Annotated in this window: 3 protein-coding genes; 2 read left to right on the top strand and 1 reads right to left on the bottom strand. The window is 73.1% G+C overall.

Going from position 1 to position 4,118, the window contains the following annotated elements; translation table 11 throughout:
* The coding region (locus tag ND748_RS26875) for a nitroreductase (RefSeq protein ID WP_251749008.1) at positions 1–535 on the bottom strand (535 nt) is incomplete at its 3' end.
* A gap of 109 nt (positions 536–644) precedes the next feature.
* Between ND748_RS26875 and ND748_RS26870 the strand changes: the two genes are divergently transcribed.
* Positions 645–1,142, top strand: coding sequence for a MarR family winged helix-turn-helix transcriptional regulator (locus tag ND748_RS26870; protein WP_251749007.1), 498 nt, complete (start codon positions 645–647; stop codon positions 1,140–1,142).
* 473 nt (positions 1,143–1,615) lie between these two features.
* Positions 1,616–4,118, top strand: a 2,503-nt coding sequence (locus tag ND748_RS26865; protein ID WP_251749006.1) for an AAA family ATPase, incomplete at its 3' end; no start/stop codon positions are given.

Here is a 4,118-nt window from a genome sequence, read left to right as displayed (position 1 = left end):
GGTCGAGCGGGACCGCGGGCCGCGGCGGCAGCGGCGCGGCCTGATCCTGGGTGCCGAGCTCGACCCAGCCGACCAGCTCCTCGCCGTCGGCCAGCCCGAAGGCCGCCCGGACCTGCGCGCTGTCCGGCAGCGGCACCGACTTCCAGGCCGAGGCGAGGCCCAGGGCGTGAGCGGCCAGGCAGATGTTCTGCGCCGCCGCGGCGGCGGAGGCGTCCTGCTCGGCGCGGGACACCTTCGACTCGACGCGGGCCGCGACGACGGCGATGAGCGCCGGGGAGCGGGTGGCCTTGCCGGCGGCCTTACGCACGACCGGTTCGGGCAGGGTGCCGACGGCCTGCGCCGCCGCGGCGATGGCGCCCGCCAGGGTGGCCCGCGCGTCGCCACGGACGACGACGAACCGCCACGGTCGCAGCATCTTGTGGTCGGGCGCCGTGGTGGCGGCGCTGAGCAGGACGGCGAGCTGCTCCGTCGTCGGCCCGGGTTCGACGATGCGGGTCGCGGTGCGACGCGTCATGAGACAGGCGAGGGCATCCACGTGGGACTCCTTCGTGACCGAGGTACCCCAACTATGAGAGGCACCCTCACTGTGAGGGCTATCGTCCTAAGATAGCGCCACCACCACCGTAGACGAGGAGGACGCCCGGATGCCGCCACCGGACACCGGCGACGAGGTCGTGAACCTGCTGCTCGCCGCCGGCCACCAGGTGCGCAGCGCGGTCGACGAGACGCTGCGGGCAAGCGTCGGGCTGACCCTGCGCCGGTTCAAGGTCCTGCAGTTGCTCGCCGACAGCGGGCCCTGCCGGCTGCGCGACCTTGCCGACGCGGTCGCGGTGGCCCCCCGGACGATGACCGAGACGGTGGACGACCTGGAGTCGGAGGGCCTGGTGGCGCGCCGCTCGCATCCCACCGACCGGCGGGCGGTGCTGCTGGCGCTCACCCCGGCGGGCCGGGAGGCGATCGACGTCGGCCGCCGGCGGCGGGCGGAGACGGTGGCCGGCTTCACCCGGCATCTCACCGCGGCGCAGCGGGCCCAGCTCGTCGCGTTGTTGGCGTCCATCCCGGCGCACGTACCCGCCGCGCCCGGATCCACCCATTCCGGGGCAGCCCAACGGTGGGGCGCAGACAGCGAGCGGTTACCGTAGAGGCCGCCCCGATCGGACGATCCGCCGGGAGGCTCCCGTCACCGCCGTCGTCCAGGTAGACCGCCTGACCAAGCGGTACGGGTCGCATCACGCCGTGCGGGCGATCAGCTTCGCGGACCGCGAGGGCGACGTCACCGACTTCCTCGGCCCAGACGGCGCCAGCGCCCGGGGCTGCTCATCGGCCACGACATGACGGCGTTCGGTGTCCTCGTCGCGCAGGCGAGTGCCATCGGCTGGGGGATCCTTGCCCTGGTCACCGGCCTGTTCGCGGTGGGACGGGATCTGTCCTCATGATCGATACACCTCGTCCGACGGGCGGCGGCCAACGCGGTACGGATCGCTCGCCGCGCCCCACGGGCCCACCGCACGGGCGGGACAGAAAAGTGGCACCACTGTGGGACGGATCACCTCCGACGCGTCGGGTAGGCGCATCCCCCACCGCACCGGCCCGAGATCGGCCTACCATCCGGCACATGGTGCCGTGCCCGACCTGCGCGGAGGACAACCCCGAGCGGGCGCGCTTCTGCTCCGGGTGTGGGAACCCCCTGCCCACCGGGGGAAGTGGAGCGCGCAAAACTGTAACGATCATGTTCGTCGACATCGCCCGATCGACGGACATCGGCGAGAAGATCGACTCGGAACCGCTGCAGCAGGTGATGTGGCGGTTCTTCACCACCGTGCGCGAGGTGATCTACAACCACGGCGGCTCGGTCGAGAAGTTCATCGGCGACGCCGTCTTCGCCGTCTTCGGCATCCCAGTACTACACGAGGACGACGCGCTGCGCGCCGTCCGCTCGGCGCTGGACATCCGGGCCGCCATGGCGGCGCTCAACGCCGATCTGCAGGCACAGTGGGGCCTGCGGCTGCGGGTACGGATCGGGATCAACACCGGTGAGGTCACCGTCGCCGGCGGCGGCGTCACCGGGGACGCGGTCAACGTCGCCGCCCGGCTGGAGAGCGCCGCACCACCGGACGAGATTCTGATCGGCGACACCACCCACCGGTTCATCCGCCACAGCGTCACGGTGACTTCGGTCGGCCCGCTGGTCGTGCAGGGCAAACGCGACCCGCTGCGGGTGCACCAGCTCACCGGCCTGGTCGACCCGACGGCCGGCCCGGGCAGCCGGGCGCAGGTCCACGGCTTCACCGCGCCGGTGATCGGCCGCAACCGGGAGCGTCGCCGCCTGCAGGACGCGTACGAGGCGGTGGCCGAGGAACGCGCCTGCCACCTGTTCACCGTGCTCGGCTCGGCGGGCATCGGCAAGTCCCGGATGGTCGGCGAGTTCTGCACCTCCATGGCCACCCGGGCCACGGTGCTCACCGGCCGCTGCCTGTCCTACGGCGAGGGCATCGCCTACTGGCCCCTGATGGAGATGGTGCGCCAGGCCACCGGACTGACCGCCGACGAGGCGGCCCCGGACGGCCGGCGCCGGCTGCGCGAACTGCTCGACGGCGTCGGCCAGGCCGCCGAGATCGTCGAGGCGCTCGCCCCGCTGGTGGGGCTCGGCGGCGCCGAGCTCGGCCCGCAGGAGAGCTTCTGGGCGGTCCGCTCGTTCTTCCAGGCCCTGGCGGCACGCCGGCCGCTGATCCTGTGGTTCGACGACGTCCACTGGGCCGAGCCGACGCTGCTCGACCTGATCGAGAACATCGCCGACTGGTCCCGCGACGCACCGATCATGCTGCTCTGCCTGGCCCGCCAGGAGCTGCTGGAGGACCGACGGGACTGGGGCGGCGGCAAGTTCAACGCCACCTCGATGCTGCTCGCCCCGCTCACGGAGGCCCGCTGCCAACGCCTGATCCGCAGCCTCATGGGCTCCGACGACCTCGACCCGGCGCTGGTCACCCGGATCACCACCTCGGCGGCCGGCAACCCGTTGTTCGTCGAGCAGATGGTCGCCGCCCTCGTCGACGACGGGCTGCTGCGGCGGGAGGGCAGCCGCTGGATCGCCACCGGCAGCCTGCGCCACGTGACCGTGCCACCGACGATCTCCTCGCTGCTCGCCGCCCGGCTCGACCGCCTCGACCCGCCCGAGCGCAGCGTGTTGGAACGCGCCGCCGTCGTCGGGGAGCGCTTCTACCTCGACGCCGTCATCGACCTGTCCGAACCGGCCGAGCGTTCGATGGTCGCCGTGCACTGCCTGAACCTGGTCCGCAAGGAGCTGGTCCACCCCGACCGCTCGGACCTGCCGGGCGTCGAGGCCTTCCGGTTCCTGCACGTGCTGCTGCGCGACTGCGCCTACGAGGCCACCTCGAAGCAGCGCCGGGCCGATCTGCACCAGCAGTTCGCACACTGGCTGCAGGCCCGTCTCGTCGGCGGCCCGGGCGAGCACGACGAGCTCGTCGGCTACCACCTGGAGCAGGCGTTCCGCAATCGGGTGGAGATCGGCCAGCGCGACGCGGAGACCGTCGAGCTGGGCCGGTCCGCGGCGACCTGCCTCATCGAGGCCGCCGACCGGGTGCGCCAGGGCGACGAAGCCGGCGCCGCCCAGCTCCTCAAGCGGGCCATCACCCTGCTGCCCGAGACCGACCCGCTGCGGCTGCGCGCCGAGATCGACCTTGGCTGGGCGCTGTACTCGTTCGGCCGGTTCTCCGACGCCGAACGCATCCTTCGCCAGGTCACCGAGCGGGCCCGGCGGGCCGGTGAGGACGGGCTGCGGGCGCACGCCCGGCTCGCTCATCTGCGGGTGCTCTTCTCCACCGACCCGGAGGGCCTGGTCGCCGTCACCCTGACCGAGGCCGCCGCGTCGCTGGCCAACTTCGTCCGCTCCGGCGACGACGTCGGCGCGGCACTGGCCTGCCGCAGCCAGGCGAACGCCTACCTGGCCGCCGGCCAGTTCGCCGCGGCCGAGCGGGCGATGGAGAACGCCGTGCGCCACGCCGAGGAGTCCGGTGTGCCGCGGGCGGCGCAGTCCCTGCGCCGCGAACTCACGCTGCTCATGAGCTGGGGGCCGCGGCCGGTCGCGGGCAGCCTGGCGC

This window comes from Frankia sp. AiPs1 (assembly GCF_023716945.1).
GTDB lineage: Bacteria > Actinomycetota > Actinomycetes > Frankiales > Frankiaceae > Frankia.
The sequence above is the reverse complement of the archived record's forward strand: the minus strand, read 5'-3'. Positions and strand labels throughout refer to the sequence as shown.

Bases quoted from the DNA above. Each gene is read 5' to 3' on its own strand.
- ND748_RS26870 (WP_251749007.1), top strand. From the start codon at position 645: ATGCCGCCACCGGACACCGGCGACGAGGTCGTGAACCTGCTGCTCGCC.